This window comes from Candidatus Neomarinimicrobiota bacterium (genome assembly GCA_018651745.1).
Classification (GTDB): Bacteria; Fidelibacterota; Marinisomatia; order Marinisomatales; family TCS55; genus JAAZYX01.
The window spans coordinates 1-20,648 of record JABIDL010000011.1 but is presented as its reverse complement, the minus strand read 5'-3'; the positions used below and the strand labels follow the sequence as shown (position 1 = coordinate 20,648).

The window sequence follows — 20,648 nt, the reverse complement described above, 5'->3', positions numbered from 1 at the left end:
TGTAATTTTTGAATACAATTATGGAATAAATCTAATGCTAACTAATGGTGGGTTTTCTATTTTTATTAACCAACTATAAAATTAGATTGGAAGACTACGGATTAAATTATCATGAATATATGCATATTTGAAGACGAGGCTGTAAAAACCTTAAGCCCGATGGTGAATTTCCGACCCGTATTTGATTTACGGGCGGGATCGCTATTAATTCGGGAAAAAATAACATCCGCCTTCCCGGATGCGAAAGTTTCCTATTTAGTCCGGAAAACAATTGCGGCATCCGTTCAGGCATCCAATCCTGAATCATCTGTAAATACAACGAATTCAGATGAGGAAACGCTTTTCATTAACGGTCGACTCGTGATAGATAATGCAATCCGGAAAGAAATCCATAGTTTAGCTTCCGGGCAGATTCTTAGCTGTAATGGTGATGTTGTGGCGGCTCGAAAGAATGCAGATTCCTTCGATCTTAATAATTTTGATTCTTCCGATTCAGTAAAATACGATGCATTGTTGGTCAATTACATCTGGGAATTAATTGCCATGAATGGGGTCCAAATTGAATCAGATTTCAAAATTCTTACGCAAGGAAATCCTTCTTTAATTGGAAACATTTCTGCTGAAGCGCATTTCATTCATTCAGACAATATTCATATATCTGCTGGAGCCGATGTTCAACCCGGTGTTGTAATCAATGCTAAAAATGGATCTGTCTTTGTGGATGAGAATGCCATTATAATGCCGAATACATTTATTGAAGGTCCGGTGTTTATCGGAAAGAACACGATTGTAAAAGCTGGTGCAAGAATACTTTCAGGAACATCTGTTGGAGAAAAATGCAAAGTCGGCGGTGAGGTTGAAGAATCCATCATTCATTCTTATTCCAATAAACAACACGATGGTTTTTTGGGCCATTCTTATTTGGGTTCTTGGGTGAATCTTGGAGCCAATACAAACACGAGTGATTTGAAAAATGATTACGGAAATGTAAGCATGATTTGCGATGGTAAAATGGTTGACACCGGAATGATGCATGTTGGGCTTATCATGGGAGACCATTCGAAAACTGGAATTAACACGATGCTCAACACGGGCACAACTGTGGGATCATCCTGTAATATGTTTGGGAACGGGTTTCACCCAAATCATATTCCATCGTTTACTTGGGGAGGACCGGACACAAATTATACGGAATATCGATTGGATAAGGCTATTCATGTTGCAGAAAAAGTCATGGATAGAAGGGGTGTGCAAATGACAGCAGATGATAAAGTTATGATGCAAACCGTTTTTGATTCTACAGCAGAAGAACGAACCATATTCTCTTAAATGCGTCGATCGCTAATCCTTTTAATCTTGGGAATAAATATTTTGTTTCCAAAGGATCAAAAAATTCCCGACTATATAAAAGCAGGAATTCATGAATCATATAGTGGTAAATCTAATAAAATTATCATTGGTTCAACTATTCTCGGTGCTGTGATTGCTTACCAATATGATACAAACCTTCAATCCTACGCCCAACGCCAAGGGCTCATGTCTGAGTCCACGGCAAATTTTGCAGATGATTTCGTTATGGATGGTTGGTCTATCGGAATTCTTACCGGAGGCATTATTGCTGAGCATTTTTTATCCGATAACTCAAAATTAGATCTTCATAGAAAATTTAAATATGCATTTACCTCAATGGCGACGTCAACTGTTTTAACATACGGATTGAAATATGGCGTCGCGCGTGAAAGACCAAATCTATCAAATAGCCGTTCTTTTCCATCGGGACATACATCCCACAGCTTCACGATTGCTGCGGTTTCGCAGGAATTATTCGGATTCAAAATTGGTGTGGCTGCTTACACAATGGCTTTCGTTGTTGGCTTGAGCAGAATTCAAGATAATAAACATTATCTAAGCGATGTGATGTTTGGCGCCGGGCTTGGAACCGTCATTGGACGGGGATTCGGAATGGTTTATAAAAAAGAGACAATCGCAGCATCCTTTCAGCCAACTTTGGACGGAAAGATAAAAATGTCGGTTCGGTTTTAAGTTAAATTGGGTTTATTTTCTTGTAGATGTGAATCAAATCATGAGAAAAACATATGAATAAAACAGATTTAGCCAACGTTGCCAAGCAAATATTTACAGTCGAAGCTGAAGAATTAATTAAAGCTTCTGCCCGGATTCCTTCCGATGTTGTAAAAGCGGCAGATTTAATTCAGAATCACGACGGGAAAGTAGTTGTGTGTGGTCTTGGGAAATCTGGACTCATTGCTCAGAAAATAGTTGCCACATTTTGCAGCACCGGAACCCAAGCAGTATTTTTACATGCTGCAGAAGCGCTTCATGGCGATCTTGGGATTTACCATCCTGGCGATCCAACTATCCTTATATCCAAAAGCGGTAGTACAGATGAAATTCTGAGGCTTGTTCCCATATTGAGGGAATTCCAATCACCATTAATAGGAATCATTGGAAATTCAAATTCTAGGCTTGCAGAAAAAGTAGATATTGTATTGGATGCTTCTGTAAGCAGAGAAGCCGATCCGCTCGGAATTGTTCCAACATCCAGCACAACACTTACGTTAGCGGTTGGCGATGCGCTGGCTGCGGTTTTGATGAGCGCAAACGGTTTTAAGCACGACGATTTCGCTCGATATCATCCGGGTGGTGACCTTGGAAAAAAATTAAGATTACATATTCAGGATATCATGCAGCCGTTGGAAGATTGTGCTGTTGTAAATTCTGATGAAAAATTGAGGAATGTCGTTATCCAAATGACAGAAAAACCGCAAGGCGCGGCTCTTGTTCTGAATGAAAATCAATCCCTTTCTGGAATCGTGACCGAAGGCGACCTCAGGCGATGCCTCGCTGAAAATGGCGACATTGATCAACTTTCTGCTGAAGAAGTGATGACAAAGAATCCGGTGTCCGTTTTGGATACGTTACCACTTAGTGATGCAGTCAGTCTCATGGAAGACAGAACGTCGCAAATTTCTGTTTTACCGGTGATGAACGAAAACGGACTTTGTACAGGTTTGCTCCGAATTCACGATATTTACCAGACGACACTTCCGTAAACCTAACAGACCCTTTGCTGCCCGCACTATCGCATATAAAGTGCATTATTGTAATTGCTCAGTTTTCTTTTCCCTGTCATAGGGGATAATGATAGTGAGGTTAATATAAATTGTTCTTTAAAAAGGGCGCATTCATCTAATCTTAAAGCATATTAGTTTCAATTTTAGTGAGCTCAATTTTAGCTTAAACTAAAACGCCCCAGCCAAAAAGGTCGGGGCGTTTTTTAATCCATTGTTCGAATTACCTCATCATCGAGAAATCAGCTTTTTCCATGATTGGATAGCCAAGCGATTATAATTAATCTTTTGACTTTTATTTTCCTGGACAAACATCGGAATGAAGGGGCGAGAACTACTGGAACGATGAAAATATAAGCGCATTTTCATGGTCATAGCTGTCAGGCTGCCGTCATCAAACAGAATTGCATTTTCCATCTCATCCAAACATTCATCTTCGCTGATGGGATTCCCTTCATCATCCTTGGCATCGTCCCCGCAGGGGCTTTCTTCAATGATAAAAGTTGCATTGTTTCCGACAACATAATATCGCATTGAAAATGTATCAATATAGGCATTTCCTTCGTCATCCATCCCATCCTCAATGATAGTTATGTTTATACTGTCTGCTGTCCAATTGCCGCTGAAGGTATCAATTGTGGTTGTTTCATTTCCTAATGAATCTTCTTCTGTCCACTGATCAATTCCGTTAAACGTACCATCAGCATTAATGGTAAGCTGTGTAGGTCCGCCTTCATTTTCTTCAAATTCCGATGGATCAAAAATGAATGCAGTCTCTGTCGGAGTGTTTGCCGGAATAGTGAGGTTGGTCAGGGCGAGTGTTCCACTTACAGAAACTGTTGTTGTGGAATCCACGGACCACGTTGAATCTGTTTCTGTAACCTTGTACAAAGTCATGGCGGAGACAGTTGCTGAAAAATTCGAAGAGTCGTACGTGTAGGTCGGTTCATCATTCACATATTCAGCTACTCTAAATGAGTCAGGGTCGAAAGTATCAAGGTCGTCTAATGAAGACCATATCGGAATTGTGAGCACCTCAACAAATGCATGTTCTGTATCATTTCCAGAGCCGTCAACATCGTTACTAATACCGAATATAGTAATTATTTGCTCTGTTGAGCTCCCTTCAATAATCGATTTCAACATAGAAATCATATCAATATTAGACGATATAAAAGTTGGCTCGTCCTGTGATCCATCAACCCACGTTCCGCCCATATTCATACAATCAGTTTCATCAACAGCGTCAATATAATCACCGTTGGCGTCTATACATTCTCCTGAATCATCAAAGGAATTCAAATATGCTAATGGCCAAAGATAAGTGAGCGAGGCTGCATGATCGCCGGTTATAGTAAGCGCCCCCGTACCTTCTTCAAAAAAGTGATACAGTACCTGATCCGAACTCACTGTTGCTTCCATGGAAACTACCATACTGTCTCTGTCCCATGTGCCGACAAGTTCATCAGGGTTGCTCGTGATGGACTCTTCATCCTGAAGGAGTTCCTCACACGACCAGAATAAAAGTGATGTCAGCATCAAGGCTGAAATGATTTTAATTGGTTTCATAATATGCCTTTCTATTGTTTATTTATATTCCAAAATACAAGTTTAGCTAAATGGAAAACAACAGGGAATTATTTTTGGTGATACATCGCACAATTCCCTTTTCTACAATTTTCATAAAAATGAAGAAATCGTTTTGGATATTTTATAAATCTTTTAATTTCGCACCCGTTAATTCTAATGAAATTGTAGATCATTATATGATAAAAATAACAAATTTGACAAAAAACTACGGCAATGTAGAGGCGGTAAAGTCCATTAATTTTAATATCTCCGACGGAGAAATTGTGGGTTTCCTTGGTGCCAACGGTGCAGGAAAAACTACAACTCTAAAAATGATTACAGGATTTTTAGCGCCGACATCAGGATCTGTTGAGGTAAATGGAATGGACATTGGTGAGTCTCAACTTGAAATACAAAGACAAATTGGTTATCTACCCGAGACAAATCCGCTTTACGGTGAAATGTCTGTCCATGAATATCTGGAATTCATTGCACAGGTTCGGGGTATCGTGAAAAAAGATTTTACAAAAGCACTTCGCCGGGTCGTAGCAAAGTGCGGTCTAAAAGGCGTAGTTCATAAATCCATTTCATCCTGTTCCAAGGGATACCGCCAGCGGATTGGTCTTGCCGCTGCCATGATTCATGACCCCGATATTCTGATTCTTGATGAGCCGGTCACTGGCTTGGATCCAAACCAAATTGTAGAAATTCGCGAGCTTATTAAAGATCTCGGTAAGGAAAAGCTGGTACTGATGTCGAGCCATATTCTGCAGGAAATCCAAGCGACGGTTGATCGGATTCTGATTATTGATAAAGGTGTAATTATCGCGGACGGTACAAGTGAAGAATTGATGAACAACTTTATGGGAAATGTAAAGCTGACTTTGGAAGTAAAAAATGCTGAAGACGACAGTATAGCTGACATAAGTGAAAAAATACCTGAATTAACGCTTTTATCCTCTGAGAAAAAAGGTGACTTGCACCGGTTTAATTTTGAATATGCGAGAGAATTTGATCCGAGGGAGGCGGTGTTTCATTACGCGGTTGAATCCGGATGGGTAATTTTTAAAATGACACCCCACACCGCAAATCTTGAGGAAGTATTCCGTACGCTAACAAATTCTGAGGGTGGCAATGGGTAACATAAAAGCTGTTTATCTCAAAGAAGTGCGGGGATATTTCAACACTCCGATGGCTTACATTTTTCTTACCATTTTTGCACTTGTAAACGGATACTTTTTCACCAACACCTTTTTCCTGATCGGGCAGTCAGATTTGAGATCGTTATTTAGTACTATTCCGCTCGTTTATTTATTTTTCATTCCTGCTGTATCAATGGGACTTATTGCTCGGGAGCGAAATATCGGAACCATAGAAATCATGAATACACTCCCGCTGAAGACTAATGAATTTGTCATCGGAAAATTTCTGGCAGCTTTGACATTGATTTTGGTAGCCTTAGCAGTAACATCAATTCATTTTTTCACACTCATTCAGGTTGGCGATAATGTAGATACCGGCGCCGTCATTAGCGGCTATATTGGTCTTGCGCTCGTGGGCGCGTTGTACACCTCAATTGGAACGTTTGCAAGTAGTGTTACTGAGAATCAAGTTGTCTCTTTTATTATTGGTGTTTTTATCGTTTTGACATTTTGGCTTTTGGACAAATTGCTAATTTTTATTCCCACTTCAGTAGCAGGTTTGGTTCAATACCTTGCGGTGGAATATCATTTATCAAATATTTCACGCGGTGTTATTGATACTCGAAATCTTGTCTATTTCTTTTCTATTATTGGATTCTTTTTATATCTAACAATCCATATGTTAGACCTTAGAAAATGGAAAGCTGGTTAAGATGGATTTGAAAAAATCAGCTTATCTGGCTCCGGCAATTTTGGCGACAGCACTCGTCGTTCTAAATATTGTATCCCGTGATAAATTTTCAAGGCTAGACTTAACGGACAACGATCAGTTTACCTTATCCATATCTAGCAGAAATGTACTAGACAGTATAGATGATTTACTGATAATGAAAGTGTATTTTTCTGATGATCTTCCGGGTGAGCTTGGGAATACCCGCCGCTATTTGCAGGACATTCTCGAAGAGTACGAAGCGTATGGTAATAATAATGTACGGTTTGAATTTTATGCTCCGGAATCGGATGAAGCATTGGAAGAAGATGCACAAAAATCCGGAATTATTCCGGTCCAGATTCAGGTTGTTGAGAATGATAAAATTGAAGTGAAAAAAGTATTTATGGGTTTATCCATTTTATACGAAGATAGGAGAGAAGTATTACCGGTAATCCAAACCACCACCGGTTTAGAATACGATATAACAACCAAAATTAAAAAATTGGTTGAAACAAATAAACAAACAGTTGGACTTGCTACTTTAAACGGAAAAAGCGATCAACTTGAAAACGTCCAACGATTGATTTCTGAACGCTATTTGGTGCGTAATATTGACCTCGCAGATCCGGTACCATTTAATATCAATCTAATTTTAGTTCGCGGTGTAACAGATACACTTTCAGATTCGGTAAAATCGAATCTTGAAGATTTTCTCGCTCGTAGCGGAAATATGGTATTGGCGCAATCACGGGTGAATGCAAGTTTATCCACACAGCAAGGGACAGATATCCAATCGGATATATTTGAAATCTTAGATGCTTACGGACTTCATTTGGAAAATAATCTTGTTCTTGACCGGGTTTGTTCCCGCGTAAATGTTGGTAGAAATATGGGGATGATTCGAATGAATGTTCCAATGGAATATCCATTTTTGCCTTTGGTAAGGTCTTTTAACGAAGATGAACCACTCGTAAGCGGACTTGAACAAATGCTACTCTTTTTCCCCAGCGAGATTTCCATAATAGATTCTCTAATACCGAACGTTTCGGTTCGTCCACTTTTTTCGAGTTCTGATGGTTCAGCGATTATGAGTGGATTTTATAATTTGAGCCCGGAGCCGCAGGCAAACCCTATTTTTCAGAGGCTGAACAAACCGGGGAAAATTGTTGGGGCGAGATCAGAAAAAGTGGATCCATCCACCGGACTATTGAGTCAGGTAATTCTTATTTCTGATATAAGGTTTTTGGATGACGGTTCAGGCGCTGAATCTGCAGAAAACCACATTTTTTTAATGAATTCTGTCGATTATCTAATGGGCGATCACGGGTTGATTGAACTTCGCTCGAGGCAAATTACCAGCAGACCGCTAAAGGAACTTTCGGATGGAGAACGACGCAATTGGAAATGGTTGAATATTTTCATGCCAACTGTACTTATAATCGGATTTGGATTATTCAGAAATCGAAAACAAAAAAACATAGCGCGTAGGCTAGAAGAATTGTATGACGAATAATTTGAAGATTTTACTGGTTGGGTTGGCTGTAATCCTGGCTGCTTATTTCCTGAATTCATATACACAAAAAAGCAGACACGTTCCTAAGCACATTATTTTCAATGTCGATCAATCTAACATTTCTGCATTTACAATCATTAATGGTGGGGACAGCCTTTCGTTACTTCTTTCGAACGTTTGGACCATTGCAAAACATGATTCTTTAGAAGTGAAGGAAAAAGTAATGGATAATTTTCTGGACCGAACTTTAAAAGTAAAACGTGGAACCATTATATCAAGAAAAAAGGAAAAATGGGGAACCTATTCCGTGGATGAAATTCAGGGAACCACATTAAGTGTGTTAGATGGAAACGGAAAGGATGCTGGTTCAGCAGTATTTGGAACATCCAAATCGGATTTTTCTCGAAATTATGTACGCATTGGTGATGATCCGAATGTGTACCAGACGGACATCAGTATTATTTATCAGCTTCAAACAAATCCGACTTATTGGGGACAAGTATCTGATTCGATAGATACATCCTCGAATGAATTTTAGACCCGGCTGTCCTTTTACTTTATAGTTTCCTCCACGAATCTCAGCATTTTTTTCTGTTGGCTAAGCCAACCAAGCCGAGTTTCTATATTGACATAACGTATTTTATTTTTTAAGGCAGCCCACGATAGAGAGCCGTCATCAAGATCAGGTAATTTGTCTTGAAGAATTACGTTAAAAGGTCCGTCTGCGAGTTTTTGGAAATCAGACTCGTTGGTGCATAGAATAAAATCTCTCGGATTTTGTTTTGGTTTGATTGAATTTAGTCGGCTTGCAGGTAATTCCATTCTGACATTATAACCACGGAAATTGTTATGAACTGCAATTAATAAACCGCCATTAGATGGGAGCAATGTTTTCAAAAAAAGTTCCCGCGTGGAATCCAATTGGTCTAAAACATCAGACAAATTATTCACTTTCCAATCCGTTTTAAATTTTTGTAAAGTGTTTTTTGCCCCAGGTCGCGAAAATAGTCGGTTTGGATCTACTTTTGTAGTGGCTAGCGAAATTTCTCTATCTTCGGATCGTATGAAAAATGCAGAACCGGGATAATGCTGAATATGATATTCCAGTGCCATTTCGGCTGTTTTTTCGTCCCCGTGAAGCCAAATGAAACGATGATCAGATTCACCTGATTTTATAATCCGAAATTCAACGCCAGCAAAGGAAATGGTGTTTGCTGGATCGCCATTAACCATGGTGTGCGCACTGGTCAGTGCAAGTAAGCCAACCCATAATTTATTTAACAAGAACGATTTTTTGGAAAGCATTATCACGTCCTGAATTTAACTGTAGAAAATAAATTCCGCTCGGATGATTTGATGCATTCCATTGGATTTCATGATGTCCCGGCTCAGTAATTTCTTTAAACAATGTTTCAACCAATCGTCCGTTGATATCAAAAATGTGTAAAGACGTTGCCTGAACCGTCTTTACCGGAATATCAAACCGGATTGTGGTTGTGGGATTAAACGGATTTGGATAAACTGTTAATAATGAAAAACCGTAAGGCAATTCATTTCCAAGTCCAACTTGGCTAGGACAATAATTTCCATCAGGTGCAAGTTGGGGAAGTATATTGTCCGGATTTGTTACCAAATTAAACATCAAAGTATCTGTGGATTCAAATAAAGCTGGTGTGCACGGTTCCCATTCATTTGCGATGCCGTTGCACGTTTGGGCATCGGCAAGAATTCCCATATTCGTTACAATGCACCAATACAGATATTCCATTGCCATGCAATCGTATTCACAGGAATTATCATCATAATGATACCAAGCTTCATTCGGGTATGGATTTGGAATCGACGTAAATTGTCCACCTCGAGCCACGTCCATGGCATGTGTTAAATCAGATGAATTAGGCGTCAAACCATATAAATCAGGATACACTTCTACATGTCCACAAGTATTGATTGTGTGCAAAACTTCTTCGACGGTTGCATCACTTCCCCAGTGCCCGGGTTCACTTGGATCAATTTCGTTTCTGAACAAAACAGCGCCGGCGCAATCATCAAAATTGTCGGAAAAGAGATCAATGGCAGAACCGTTCTCAGAATTAAAAATTGGCATTACAGTATTCAATCCTGCTAAGGACGATTGAATGAGCGGATCGTCCACAACGCCATCTTCATCATTATCTAATAATTCTGCTGCCACCGCTGCAACGTGCAACACTTTTTCATCGGTGATATTGGATTCTGCATAAATATCAATACAATCCAAAACACGAACATATTTTGTAAATACACCTAAGGCTGGGTCGTTAGGATTTGGATTATCTTCGATGGTAAAGCAAACCGTATTTTGTCCCTTTACGAATAATGGAAAAAGGATGACAAATATGAATGAAGAGAATTTTTTTATGATACTTTTTTTAGTTAACATTTTCTTATGGATTCTTTAAAGATTGAAGATAGTCCAATAATAAATTACTCATGGCTCTTATTCCAACTTCAAGGCAACTATCATCTGCCCTAAACGTAGGCGTGTGCACCCAACCCGAAGTGGTGCCTGGTTTAACAACACCGAGGCGATAGTACATACCGGGAACTTCATTCGCGAAGTAAGCAAAATCTTCACCGCCCATCACAGGCTCCATCATAAGCACATTGTCATCGCCTATAACCCGCTTGAGAGTCGGAATCATTCGTTCCGATAAAGCAGGATTATTGATGGTCGCCGGTGTACCGCGATTATATTTGAGTTTAAACGACCCACCGTACGCTTTGGTAATACCTTCCAAGATTTCATTCATACGTTTTTCCACTTTGTCCCGCGTTCCCGGATTATACGTGCGCACCGTTCCTTCCATGTACACTTCCGAAGGAATAATATTGAAACGCTCTCCACCGCGGATAATTCCCACTGTAATTACACTGGGCTCAAGAGGAGAGAGAGATCGAGAACGGATTGTCTGGAACGCGCTCACGACTTCGGTAGCCATGATAATAGGATCTACGGATTTATGTGGATAAGCACCATGGGACTGTTTTCCCTCGATTATAATTGTGAAATGATCCACCGCCGCCATGGATGGGCCGATAGTCATACCGATTTGCCCGACTTCCAATCCTGAATGGGTGTGAAGTCCGAAAATTGCGCTGGGTGTTGGATCATCAAAAACACCCTCCGCCAGCATTAAACCTGCTCCACCTTCTTCTCCCGGTGGTGGGCCTTCTTCCGCCGGCTGAAAAATAAATTTAATTGTACCTGGAATTTCATCTCGAATGGTAGCAAGGACTGAAGCAACTCCCAATTGGACAGAAGTATGAATATCATGTCCGCAGGCGTGCATCACTCCGACTTCTTTATCGAGATAGGTTGTACGGACAGTAGATTTAAATGGCAAGTCAGTATCTTCTGTCACCGGTAGCCCGTCCATATCTGCCCGAACTGCCACCACCCCGCCTGGTTTTCCTCCTTTTAAAATACCGACAACACCCGTGTAAGCAATGCCGGTTTCAACATCATCAAACCCGAGGTTTTTCAAATGCTTGGCGACAAGTTCTGCTGTTTTGAATTCACGGTTTCCGAGTTCAGGATTCTTATGAATCTGATGTCTTAGTGCAATAATACTTTCTAGGTGCGTTGCAGTTGCTTTGTCAATTGTGGTTTGACCAGATAAAAATGTAAAAATCAGGAAAAATACTGTACTTAGTTTTTGCATAATTGTCCTCTGTAATTAATTTTTAGAATGGGAGAACTTAACAATAAAGTCATTATGGTGTAAAACCTGTTACAGAATCTTACCAACTATAAAAACTCAATAATTTTATTCGAATAATTTTAATTTTCTGCGGGAACTTTCTTTAAATTCAATGCTTGAAATTCATTAATAAAGGAATAAAATGAAATTAACCATCATTATTATAGTTGCTGGAATTTTTGGTCTCATGGCTTGCAAATCCTTCTTTGGAAACAAGATTAATTTGACAGCAATCACGTCGGAAAAAGGTGTAGAACTATATGACAATGGGGAATATGTTTTCTTAGATGTCAGAACAGCTAAAGAACATCATGTAAAAGCTATACCGAATACACCGCTTGTCCCGGTGCAGGAACTCGAATCCAGAATTGGGGAATTGGAACAGTATCGGAATAAAAAGATTGTAGTTTACTGCCGCAGCGGGAACCGATCGGGAAAGGCGACAACAATTTTAAACAAACATGGATTTGATGCGGTGAATTTATCGGGAGGAATGATCCGATGGAATGGTCCGGTTACATCTAATGAATAAACGAGTATTATTTAGTGCGATTGGTGCTGTGTTGGGATATGCATATTTTGTTTTTGTCGGGTGTAAAAATGGTTGTGCTATTACAGGATCACCCATAAATAGTACAGTTTATGGCGCATTGGTTGGTTTGGTTTGGAGTTGGCCTACCAAAACGGATAAGGAATAATAAAATGGATTATGGTTATCAAAGAATAATTGATAAATCGTTTGATGAAGTTGATGTTGCCATCAGGGAGACGTTAAAGGAACAAGGATTTGGGGTATTAACCGAAATAGCAGTTGACGAAACACTAAAGAACAAACTGAATGAAGATTTCCGCCGCTACAAAATTTTAGGCGCTTGTCATCCGCCCACAGCATTTCATGCATTGTCAGAAGAACCGGAAATTGGATTATTACTACCCTGCAATGTAACCCTTTGGGAAAATGACGATGGATCAGTTACGTTGTCTGCGATTAATGCTAAAAAAATGTTGTCCGTAACTGGGCGGGATGATTTGGATGAGCTGGCAAACCAGGTGAATAGCTGGCTAAAGACTGCCGTGGATGCTGTATGAATGATATCATTCTTGGAATAATTATTTTAGGCGTATGGCTTTTTATTAATCGGTTACTATTGCCTAAAATGGGTGTACCAACTTGACATAATCCTTTCCCTCAGGTTGAGAAAAAATCAATGCCAGATAAAGATAAAAATAAAAGTGAGGTCTAACTATGCCTATGTATGATTACAAGTGCAAGTTGTGTAATCATGTGTTTGATGAATTGGTTTCTTTTTCTACTTTAGATTCGGATATTGAATGTCCAAAGTGCAAGGTAAAAAACGCTGAGCGATTGCTTTCCGCGCCGCACATATCCACGAACAGTAATTCAGTTTCGTCAAATAATGGTTGCTCAGCCCCAACCGGGTTTTCATGAGCAATTTAATCCCATGGTCATGGGATTAAATATCTGGGTTGGTTTTGAAATCTGAATTTTAATGAAGTTCACTGGATTATTAATCAATCATACTCCGAAGTACAGAAAAACCGTTCTTGCCGGTTAGTAAATCCGCTTTCCCGGGTTTTCTGCTGTCTTCCACAGCGAGAACTATAAATACCATTTCGTCAGATTCCAACGCATAACGGCAAACATCATCTGCGCTGAGTGTCATTACGCCGGCTCGCTTGGTTAAATTGAATTGAATGTTTCCTTTTCCATTGTAAGCTCGGTAAATGAGTTCGGTGCAGACTTGAAATGATGCATCGTTGAAATCAAATTCGAAATCATAACTATTCCCCAGAAAAGAATGGGTGGATTGAAGTGCCATTCGGATTTGATTCAGATCTTCCAATGGTCGAAAAACAACCATTCGGTTGATATGTCTGTCAAGAATATTATACATAGAACTGGACACCACGCCTTCGGACACCGCTTCAATCATATCATCGTTTTCATTTATCATGGTTGATTGGTGAGCCGGGAGGTTCATTTCATCAAGTTGAATTGTTTTCCACTCGTTCCGTTTTCCTGTATATATGATTCCGTGTTTAAAAGTACCCGGTAAAAAGATATTGCTCATGTATCCTTCGGAATAGGTTAGAATAATATCTCCGGGTTTAAGAAGGGAATGCAATTCCAGCTTTTGACCTTCACTAAATTGAATGGACTGACTGGTTGGGGATTTCAAATCACCCACACCCGTGAATACCGTAGCTTTTATAGCCTGAAATCGGCTTCCAAGATCGTCAATTAGGGTTTCAACATTTTTCTGAATTTCACTATGGCGAAGTTGATTTGTAAGCTCAGGTGTAAGTAACACATAATGATTCAGGATCTTATCCCGCAGCTTTATGTGGGTTTCATGCAGGTTTTCTAATTCGTCAAGCATCGGAGAAAATTCGGGATTTGACAAAAGCGCATTTAAAGGTGTTTCCGATGTATGTAATTCCTGTATAAAAAGTTCTCTGGCAACATCTAGGTCTTCAAGATTTTTCGGATTTGTGAGACTGTCGAATATTTTAGAGAATGTACCTTCCGGGATTTTGACCCGATAGTAGGATTCATTCAATTTATTGACGATCTGATCATCATCCATGTAGGTTGTAACCAAAATACCGCTATACCGATATAAAGTGAGTGCCGCTGAATATCCAATTACAAATGCTTTCATATTGGCTTCCGGGTCATCCGTGAACGTGTTATATGCGCGGTATTTATTGATGATTTCCCATAAAGATCTTCTGCAAATTAGAAATCGAAAAAGAAGATTTTCGATTTGATCGTGTTCAATATTTGATATATAACCTTTTTCTTGACGGGATGATGCATTTTTTTGTTCGAACATTTCCCGGAACATGTCATTTAGAACGGTTTTGAATACGGTTAATTGACGGATATCAGGGGTAAATTCCTCTGCTTGAGCATGGGATAAACTAAAGGAGAACAGGATGGTGAGGATTATGTGACGCATAGAATTAAATCTACGGTAATTATTTGTAAAATAGAATCCGTAGATTGTTTGTGAATTTTTCCAATTATAATTGTTGTGAATTGATCGTTTTTCTTAAAAAACGTTAATTGGTTTTCAGCATCCAAACTGAAAAAATATTATAAAGGCGATACACAATATATGCATGTAAAATGGTAAGGATAATTATGAAAAAAATTATTAATATAAGATTGGATAAGATTGTATTGGTTGATCAAGAACATTAAAATTACTTGCGACCAAAATCCGCCGAAGTAATATCGCATCGAGAGAGAAATAGCATCATGATGAAAAACAAAATAAAATGCCTGCCCCTATTGTCGTTTTTGATAATATCATCAGTGTTTTCCCAAGAGAAGATTGGTGTGTCGGAAGTCTCTTCTAATAAGTCTGAAAATAGACAAACTCAAACCGAGAATTATGGTGACCGCCAAAATTGGGGAGAGTTGGAATATAATCCCATTGATGAAGCTTCTGGGATTGTGGCAAGCCGGAAAAATGAGAATGTATTTTGGGTGCACAACGATTCTGGAGACGAAAATAGAATTTATGCATTCGATAATGAGGGAAAACATCTTGGCGTTTATTATTTGGATGGATGTTCCGCAAGGGATTGGGAAGATATGGCCACAGGGCCGGGGCCCGTTGATGGTGAAACTTATTTATATATTGGCAATATTGGCGATAATGATGCAGAGTATAATCTAAAATATATTTATCGGGTGATAGAACCCACGGTGGGCTCGAGTCAATCACCTGTAACAGAAACAATTTATGGTGCGGATATCATTACTTTTCAATATCCTGATGGAAACCGCGATGCTGAAACACTTATGGTTGATCCATTAACAAAGGATATTTATATCATTTCAAAAAGAGAAGAGCCCGTAAATGTTTATCAACTTGCCTACCCACAGGCAACAACAGGAACGGTTACTCCTCAAATGATGATTGATATCGATTTTTTTCCTGGGATAAATAATGAGTCAATTCATCGTATTGTCGCGGGCGACATTTCTGCAGACGGTTTAGAGATACTTGTTAAATCTTATCAGGATGTTTTCTATTTTTCACGGAACCCGAATGAGGACTTATGGGATGTTTTTAATCATGATTTAGCAACTGTACCATATACTCCGGAAGTACAGGGTGAAGCGATTGCTTGGCATCCCCAAGGATTTGGTTATTTTACGACGAGTGAAGAAAAAAATAATATTTCCGCACATTTATATTTTTATCCAGATACACTTGGGTGTACGACTTCCGATGCGTTAAACTATAATCCATACGCTACAGGGGATGACGGGAGTTGTGAATATCTCGGTCTGGATGAGTTTTTTCGCTCACAGGATTATGTATTAGGATTTGCATATCCAAATCCATTTAATCCCACAACCACTATTCGATATGACTTGCCGGAAAACTCACACGTAAATATTATGATTTATGATATTATGGGGCGAGTGGTAAGAACATTGGTTAATAATCGACAAAGTGCAGGATTTAAATCTGTCATTTGGGATGCTACGAATGAATTAGGTCAACCCGTAAGTGCTGGAATGTATCTTTACAAAGTACAGGTTGGGGAGTTTGTTCAGATAAGGAAGATGGTGTTGTTGAAATAAATTTTATCCTTTCAAAGCATCAACCTCCACATTCGTGGGTTTTTTTGTTTATGTGATGAGGGTTAAATTTCTACTTCAAATAATGGGATTACACCCACAAACATTTTAATTAATCCAATCAATAAATAGGAATATAAATATGGCGACTTTGATTTTGCGGGATACACACCGCGCATTGGAAGAGAAAATGGAATATCTTGATAAATTAAAGAAAGAGACTTCATTAAAGATTAGAGATGCAGCTAGTCATGGAGATCTTAAGGAAAATGCGGAATACCACGCTGCAAGGGAAGAGCAGAGTTTGATAGTACGTAAGACACAAGTGCTACAGACCCATTCGCCATTCCAGATCATCGAGTATAGCGAAATTGAAACCGACAAGGTAAGATTTGGAAATAAGGTTACAATCCGTGAAGAGGGCAAGGATGATGCCGAAGACTATTACCTATTAGGTCCCATCGAATTCGAATTGGATCTTTATCCATTGGTTGTAACCTACCATTCACCTTTTGGCCAAGCCATAATTGGGAAAAAGATTGATGAAGAATTTACGCTTGAAATCGAGGGTAAAGAGACGATTTTCACAATTACTGCAATCGAAAAGATTTCTGCAGGATAATGATCAAAACTAAACAGCTACAACAATAGGTAGAGTATTGAGAAGACTTATCAAGTCTCTATCATTCTATAAATAAAAAAGCCCTCATATTGAGGGCTTTTTAGTCTGCGGGAGGGACGTTACACTCAAAGCCCCCATTTTGGTGTAATGATTTATTTATCCATATTTCTTCGTCCAATGATTTAAAAACTATTGTATAAAACGAACGTTCGTACTAAAATGGCGCCATGAATAAAGGACATTATACACGAGAGACCATTTTGGATGAAGCCATTTTCATGGCTAGTACAACAGGGTTTGAAGCATTAACTATTGGAAAATTATCAAAAGCTGTGGGTATGTCTAAAAGTGGACTTTTTGCACATTTTAATTCTAAGGAACAGTTGCAATTAGATTTATTAAAAGCTGTCGTAGAGAAATTTTCGAAAATTGTTATAGAGCCATCATTAAAGGTGCGAAGAGGGGAGCCAAGAATCCGAGCGCTTGCAAAAAATATACTGACCTGGGATAATTCAGGATTTATGCCAGGGGGTTGTATGATACATACTGCAACTATTGAATTTGAGGGTAGGCCGGGTCCCGTTAGGAATTTTTTAGTCTCCCATCAAAAATATTGGATTAACTTTATAGAAAAAGCTGCTGGTATAGCAGTTGAAGAAAGGCAATTTCGAAAGAATCTGGATATCAATCTATTTGCATTTGAATTTCTGGCTATTTTCCCATCTTACCACTATTCATCCCATTTGTTAAATGATCCACAAGCTGAAAACAGAGCATGGATTATGTTTGAGCGACTAATAAAGGATGCTCAGATTTAATCTAATTCATGAGACATAAAAAAAATCTTATTATGTTGGGATATTTACTATTTCAAACATTTTTGTTTGCAGATGGGCCATATTCAGTGGGTATAATTACAGAAGCGGACGGATTAAGAAATGGGCCTGATTATCAAAGCGGAATTGTTTATTATCCAATTGATGCTGTAGGTCCATTTCCAACGATTGTTATGGTCCCCGGTTTCATGAGGCTTATTTCATCTATAGAAACGTGGGGACCTTTTTTGGCATCTTATGGTATTGTGACTATGTTTGTAAATGTGAATTGGATTTGGGAATTCCCAATGCTAAGAGCGTATGCTTTGCTGGATGGGATTGTCACAATTGAAGAAGAAAATGACAGAACTGAATCACCCTTATTTGGCAATCTTGCCCTTGAACAAATAGCAGTTGGCGGTTGGTCTCAAGGTGGAGGTGGAGCTTTGTTGGCAGCCAGTTTGGATTCATCTCTTAAATCGGTATTGGCTTTAGCACCATGGTTAGAAAGTGAATATGCTTCACCTGAGATTTTAAACATAGATGTCCCTGTAATATTTATCAGTGGTGAAAATGATGAAGATGCCCCAAATGTTCAGCATACAAATGTCTTTTTTGCATTCACCCCAGAAACAACAAATAAATTATTATTTGAGATTGCAGGCGGGAGCCATTGGACTGTAACAAATCCTAACAATAATGTGGACATGGGTTTAAAAGCCTTGTATTGGATCGAAAATTTTGTTCGCAACGATCCCTCCAATTGCGATGTGTTATTAGAAGTTCCGCCATCAGCTTCAATTTTTGCTACAAATGTGGAGTGCCAAACTGTGGGTGATTTAAATAGTGATGAATCGATTGATATCTTTGATGTTCTCTTGATCGTTGATTTAATTATAAACAGTTCAAGTTATAATGGCCTTGCAGACTTTAATGGTGATGATTCAATCGATATGTTGGATGTTTCCACGATGGTTAATTTTATTATGGCTGGGTTGTAAACTGGAATCGGATATAAAATGAAAAATATATTACTTATCACAATACTGACATCTTTCTGTCTTTCGCAATCGGAAGAATGGATTTATTTCAACAATATGACGAACTACGAATGGGGTGTGGGAATGGATTTTAGCGTGAACAGAATTTCACCCGATGGATCTGTCAATGAAATAATATTAGAAGACGTTCGATATTCCGATCTTTCTGAAGACGGTACCAAATTATTATACGTTAATTATGAACTAATTGGAAATATGGGTTGGGATCAGCTTGGACCAGTGAGTTTTAGTATTTACAATACTGAAACATCGGACACCATCAGTTCAATAACCGGTATTTATCCGACAAATCCAAGATTTACCCATGATGAAAATATTGTGCTATATATGGAAGGATCTCAATATTCAAATTGGCAATTATATAAATATTCTTTTGCTGATAGTTCAATCACAATGTTAAGTGACTCATTGAGTTCCGCTTTTGATAATATGGCACTTTCACCGAACGGACAACAGGTACTCTATTTTAAACTAACTGAAGATGAAGACACGGAAGATTATTTTATGGACGTTGATGTAATTGTAGCTGACATTGAAAGCGGTGAAACAACCATATTAGCCACAATCCCTTATTTAGTTATTAGTGGAAACGGCATTTGGGTTAATAACCCGATTTGGAGTGATAATGGTTTTATTTACTTAACTTTTCTTGATGATAATAATTGTGCTCAACTTTTTGGAATACACAGTACTTATGGCTATATAACGCAATTAACAGATAATCCATGCACAGGTGAAATAGGCTATTATTGTATACCATCTATTTTAAAAACAAAAGAAACTGATTTAGATAAATTTGTTTATACCACCTGTAGTGATACTCTAGGTAGTAATGAACATTGGATTTATGATATTGCTTCCAATGAATCTTCCTATCTTGGTTATTTTGGCGGTGATAATTTTGCGTCTATTGCCATGGGTCAATCATGGTCACCAGATGGAACAAAAGTTGTATTTAACGAATGGCTTTTTGGAGGAATGATACTAATTCCAGGACATATGAGAATATATGATACGGTTACTGAAAGTATCGATACCGTGGGAAATGCCCTTAATATAGATGATCCGGAATCATATTATGCAGCCTCGCCAGTAATTTGGTTTGCCGAAGCCGAAGTGAATGTTGATGAACCAACTGATATCTTGCCAACACAACTATCTTTAGAACAAAATTATCCAAATCCATTTAATCCAACCACAACCCTTCGATATGACTTACCTGAAAACTCACAAGTAATTATTATGATATATGATATTATGGGACGTGAAGTGAGAACATTGGTTAACAATCAACAAAGTGCCGGCTATAAATCAGTTGTTTGGAATGCCACCAACAATTTAGGACAGCCAGTAAGCGCAGGGATGTATTTATATCGAATTTCGGCCGGAGAATTTCATTCAGTTAAAAAGATGGTTCTTATGAAATAGCTTTATCTATATAAACTAAAAAGCCCTCGAAAGAGGGCTTTTTTGCTTCGGGGTGGACGTTACACTCAAAGAACTCTTTTTACCGTTGGTGTCTCTTTTTAAGTGAAATTATTTTTTTGACTAATCAATAATTGATTGTAGTGCGTTGTAAGTACATGTAAATTCATATAATTACAAAAGGTAAACAATGAAGAAACTAATCAATATAAGAATGGATGAAAATATTTTGGCTGATTTGGATCACTACGGAAGTGTTTTGGAAAGGACACGAACCTATTTGATTGAAAAAGCAGTCACCGCCTATTTCGACACTTTAGATGAAATGAT

General features: G+C 38.6%; 22 protein-coding genes. 17 read left to right on the top strand and 5 right to left on the bottom strand.

The genetic code is table 11. The features are described from left to right. Positions 1-111: 111 nt before the first annotated feature. Genes HOD97_01805 through HOD97_01795 form a run of 3 tightly spaced genes read left to right on the top strand, consistent with a single transcriptional unit; the run spans position 112 to position 3,074 of the window. Positions 112-1,329, top strand: coding sequence for a hypothetical protein (locus tag HOD97_01805; protein ID MBT4280345.1), 1,218 nt, complete (start codon positions 112-114; stop codon positions 1,327-1,329). Beyond that, entirely contained in the window at positions 1,330-2,043 is a 714-nt protein-coding gene (locus HOD97_01800; GenBank protein MBT4280344.1) for a phosphatase PAP2 family protein, read from the top strand. A gap of 53 nt (positions 2,044-2,096) precedes the next feature. Beyond that, positions 2,097-3,074 (top strand): KpsF/GutQ family sugar-phosphate isomerase, encoded by a 978-nt coding sequence (locus tag HOD97_01795; GenBank protein ID MBT4280343.1) that lies wholly within the window; start codon positions 2,097-2,099, stop codon positions 3,072-3,074. A gap of 249 nt (positions 3,075-3,323) precedes the next feature. On the opposite strand, the gene HOD97_01790 is transcribed toward HOD97_01795, so the two are convergent. Then, positions 3,324-4,661 carry a hypothetical protein gene (locus HOD97_01790; protein ID MBT4280342.1) on the bottom strand — a complete coding sequence of 446 codons (1,338 nt, stop codon included), beginning with the start codon at positions 4,659-4,661 and terminating at the stop codon, positions 3,324-3,326. Between the two features lie 197 nt (positions 4,662-4,858). Between HOD97_01790 and HOD97_01785 the strand changes: the two genes are divergently transcribed. The 4 genes from HOD97_01785 to HOD97_01770 are packed head-to-tail and all read left to right on the top strand — an operon-like array spanning position 4,859 to position 8,566. Then, positions 4,859-5,803: an ATP-binding cassette domain-containing protein gene (locus HOD97_01785; GenBank protein MBT4280341.1), complete on the top strand. Its 945-nt coding sequence runs from the start codon at positions 4,859-4,861 to the stop codon at positions 5,801-5,803. Next, positions 5,796-6,515 carry an ABC transporter permease subunit gene (locus HOD97_01780; protein MBT4280340.1) on the top strand — a complete coding sequence of 240 codons (720 nt, stop codon included), beginning with the start codon at positions 5,796-5,798 and terminating at the stop codon, positions 6,513-6,515. Before HOD97_01785 ends, HOD97_01780 begins: the two co-directional genes overlap by 8 nt. Position 6,516: 1 nt before the next feature. Beyond that, positions 6,517-8,028, top strand: coding sequence for a GldG family protein (locus HOD97_01775; protein MBT4280339.1), 1,512 nt, complete (start codon positions 6,517-6,519; stop codon positions 8,026-8,028). Next, complete coding sequence (locus HOD97_01770) at positions 8,018-8,566, top strand: DUF4340 domain-containing protein (protein MBT4280338.1); 549 nt, start codon at positions 8,018-8,020, stop codon at positions 8,564-8,566. The genes HOD97_01775 and HOD97_01770 overlap by 11 nt, the downstream gene beginning before the upstream one ends. Before the next feature lie 14 nt (positions 8,567-8,580). On the opposite strand, the gene HOD97_01765 is transcribed toward HOD97_01770, so the two are convergent. Genes HOD97_01765 through HOD97_01755 form a run of 3 tightly spaced genes read right to left on the bottom strand, consistent with a single transcriptional unit; the run spans position 8,581 to position 11,732 of the window. Beyond that, positions 8,581-9,333 (bottom strand): hypothetical protein, encoded by a 753-nt coding sequence (locus HOD97_01765; GenBank protein MBT4280337.1) that lies wholly within the window; start codon positions 9,331-9,333, stop codon positions 8,581-8,583. Then, complete coding sequence (locus HOD97_01760) at positions 9,302-10,450, bottom strand: T9SS type A sorting domain-containing protein (GenBank protein MBT4280336.1); 1,149 nt, start codon at positions 10,448-10,450, stop codon at positions 9,302-9,304. The genes HOD97_01765 and HOD97_01760 overlap by 32 nt, the downstream gene beginning before the upstream one ends. A 4-nt stretch (positions 10,451-10,454) precedes the next feature. Continuing rightward, positions 10,455-11,732: an amidohydrolase gene (locus tag HOD97_01755; protein ID MBT4280335.1), complete on the bottom strand. Its 1,278-nt coding sequence runs from the start codon at positions 11,730-11,732 to the stop codon at positions 10,455-10,457. A 181-nt stretch (positions 11,733-11,913) separates the two neighbouring features. On the opposite strand from HOD97_01755, the gene HOD97_01750 reads away from it, so the two are divergent. The 4 genes from HOD97_01750 to HOD97_01735 all read left to right on the top strand — a co-directional run bounded on the left by HOD97_01750 (position 11,914) and on the right by HOD97_01735 (position 13,221). Next, the gene (locus HOD97_01750; protein MBT4280334.1) at positions 11,914-12,303 is read left to right on the top strand and encodes a rhodanese-like domain-containing protein; all 390 of its coding nucleotides are present in this window, start codon (positions 11,914-11,916) and stop codon (positions 12,301-12,303) included. Next, entirely contained in the window at positions 12,278-12,469 is a 192-nt protein-coding gene (locus HOD97_01745; GenBank protein ID MBT4280333.1) for a hypothetical protein, read from the top strand. Before HOD97_01750 ends, HOD97_01745 begins: the two co-directional genes overlap by 26 nt. A 4-nt stretch (positions 12,470-12,473) precedes the next feature. After that, the gene (locus HOD97_01740) at positions 12,474-12,860 is read left to right on the top strand and encodes a DUF302 domain-containing protein (GenBank protein ID MBT4280332.1); all 387 of its coding nucleotides are present in this window, start codon (positions 12,474-12,476) and stop codon (positions 12,858-12,860) included. Between the two features lie 157 nt (positions 12,861-13,017). Then, positions 13,018-13,221, top strand: coding sequence for a zinc ribbon domain-containing protein (locus HOD97_01735; GenBank protein MBT4280331.1), 204 nt, complete (start codon positions 13,018-13,020; stop codon positions 13,219-13,221). 79 nt (positions 13,222-13,300) lie between these two features. Here the strand turns inward: HOD97_01735 and HOD97_01730 are convergent, their stop codons facing one another. Beyond that, positions 13,301-14,755, bottom strand: a complete 1,455-nt coding sequence (locus HOD97_01730) for a hypothetical protein (protein ID MBT4280330.1) — start codon at positions 14,753-14,755, stop codon at positions 13,301-13,303. Positions 14,756-15,057: 302 nt separating this feature from the next. Here HOD97_01730 and HOD97_01725 point away from each other — a divergent pair, with 302 nt between their 5' ends. The 6 genes from HOD97_01725 to HOD97_01700 form a co-directional block, all read left to right on the top strand. Continuing rightward, a complete protein-coding gene (locus HOD97_01725; GenBank protein ID MBT4280329.1) occupies positions 15,058-16,398 on the top strand; it encodes a T9SS type A sorting domain-containing protein in 1,341 nt (446 codons plus the stop codon). Between the two features lie 139 nt (positions 16,399-16,537). Then, on the top strand, positions 16,538-17,017 hold the full coding sequence (locus HOD97_01720; protein ID MBT4280328.1) for a hypothetical protein: 480 nt from the start codon (positions 16,538-16,540) through the stop codon (positions 17,015-17,017). A gap of 227 nt (positions 17,018-17,244) precedes the next feature. Next, positions 17,245-17,835 carry a TetR/AcrR family transcriptional regulator gene (locus tag HOD97_01715; GenBank protein MBT4280327.1) on the top strand — a complete coding sequence of 197 codons (591 nt, stop codon included), beginning with the start codon at positions 17,245-17,247 and terminating at the stop codon, positions 17,833-17,835. Between the two features lie 8 nt (positions 17,836-17,843). Then, positions 17,844-18,833, top strand: coding sequence for a hypothetical protein (locus tag HOD97_01710; GenBank protein ID MBT4280326.1), 990 nt, complete (start codon positions 17,844-17,846; stop codon positions 18,831-18,833). Between the two features lie 18 nt (positions 18,834-18,851). After that, a complete protein-coding gene (locus HOD97_01705; protein ID MBT4280325.1) occupies positions 18,852-20,321 on the top strand; it encodes a T9SS type A sorting domain-containing protein in 1,470 nt (489 codons plus the stop codon). 187 nt (positions 20,322-20,508) lie between these two features. Continuing rightward, on the top strand, positions 20,509-20,648 hold a 140-nt coding region (locus tag HOD97_01700), incomplete at its 3' end, for a CopG family transcriptional regulator (protein MBT4280324.1).